Raw genomic sequence first — 1,808 nt, forward strand, 5'->3', positions numbered from 1 at the left:
GAGCACGAGAAACTTTGTCTGAATATGGGGGGACCATCCTCCAAGGCTAAATACTACTGACTGACCGATAGTGAACCAGTACCGTGAGGGAAAGGCGAAAAGAACCCCGGAGAGGGGAGTGAAATAGAACCTGAAACCGTATGCGTACAAGCAGTGGGAGCCTACTTTGTTAGGTGACTGCGTACCTTTTGTATAATGGGTCAGCGACTTATATTCAGTGGCGAGCTTAACCGAATAGGGGAGGCGTAGCGAAAGCGAGTCTTAATAGGGCGTTTAGTCGCTGGGTATAGACCCGAAACCGGGCGATCTATCCATGGGCAGGTTGAAGGTTAGGTAACACTGACTGGAGGACCGAACCGACTACCGTTGAAAAGTTAGCGGATGACCTGTGGATCGGAGTGAAAGGCTAATCAAGCTCGGAGATAGCTGGTTCTCCTCGAAAGCTATTTAGGTAGCGCCTCATGTATCACTGTAGGGGGTAGAGCACTGTTTCGGCTAGGGGGTCATCCCGACTTACCAAACCGATGCAAACTCCGAATACCTACAAGTGCCGAGCATGGGAGACACACGGCGGGTGCTAACGTCCGTCGTGAAAAGGGAAACAACCCAGACCGTCAGCTAAGGTCCCAAAGTCATGGTTAAGTGGGAAACGATGTGGGAAGGCTTAGACAGCTAGGAGGTTGGCTTAGAAGCAGCCACCCTTTAAAGAAAGCGTAATAGCTCACTAGTCGAGTCGGCCTGCGCGGAAGATGTAACGGGGCTCAAACCATGCACCGAAGCTACGGGTATCATCGTATGATGATGCGGTAGAGGAGCGTTCTGTAAGCCTGTGAAGGTGAGTTGAGAAGCTTGCTGGAGGTATCAGAAGTGCGAATGCTGACATGAGTAACGACAATGCGAGTGAAAAACTCGCACGCCGAAAGACCAAGGTTTCCTGCGCAACGTTAATCGACGCAGGGTTAGTCGGTCCCTAAGGCGAGGCTGAAAAGCGTAGTCGATGGAAAACAGGTTAATATTCCTGTACTTCCAGTTATTGCGATGGAGGGACGGAGAAGGTTAGGCCAGCCTGGCGTTGGTTGTCCAGGTTTAAGGTGGTAGGCTGAAATCTTAGGCAAATCCGGGATTTCAAGGCCGAGAGCTGATGACGAGTTGCCTTTAGGCGACGAAGTGGTTGATACCATGCTTCCAAGAAAAGCTCCTAAGCTTCAGATAACTGGGAACCGTACCCCAAACCGACACAGGTGGTTAGGTAGAGAATACCAAGGCGCTTGAGAGAACTCGGGTGAAGGAACTAGGCAAAATGGCACCGTAACTTCGGGAGAAGGTGCGCCGGCGAGGGTGAAGGACTTGCTCCGTAAGCCCATGCCGGTCGAAGATACCAGGCCGCTGCGACTGTTTATTAAAAACACAGCACTCTGCAAACACGAAAGTGGACGTATAGGGTGTGACGCCTGCCCGGTGCCGGAAGGTTAATTGATGGGGTTAGCGCAAGCGAAGCTCTTGATCGAAGCCCCGGTAAACGGCGGCCGTAACTATAACGGTCCTAAGGTAGCGAAATTCCTTGTCGGGTAAGTTCCGACCTGCACGAATGGCGTAACGATGGCGGCGCTGTCTCCACCCGAGACTCAGTGAAATTGAAATCGCTGTGAAGATGCAGTGTATCCGCGGCTAGACGGAAAGACCCCGTGAACCTTTACTATAGCTTTGCACTGGACTTTGAATTTGCTTGTGTAGGATAGGTGGGAGGCTTTGAAGTGGGGACGCCAGTTCTCATGGAGCCATCCTTGAAATACCACCCTGGCAACTTT

Annotated in this window: 1 rRNA gene; it reads left to right on the forward strand. The window is 51.7% G+C overall.

The window, feature by feature from the left end:
* Positions 1-1,808 (forward strand): 23S ribosomal RNA (locus ACF8Q6_RS14215); the annotation flags it as partial.

The sequence above is a fragment of the Pseudomonas sp. GLN_2 genome, from assembly GCF_043106005.1.
GTDB classification, from domain to species: Bacteria; Pseudomonadota; Gammaproteobacteria; order Pseudomonadales; family Pseudomonadaceae; genus Aquipseudomonas; species Aquipseudomonas alloputida.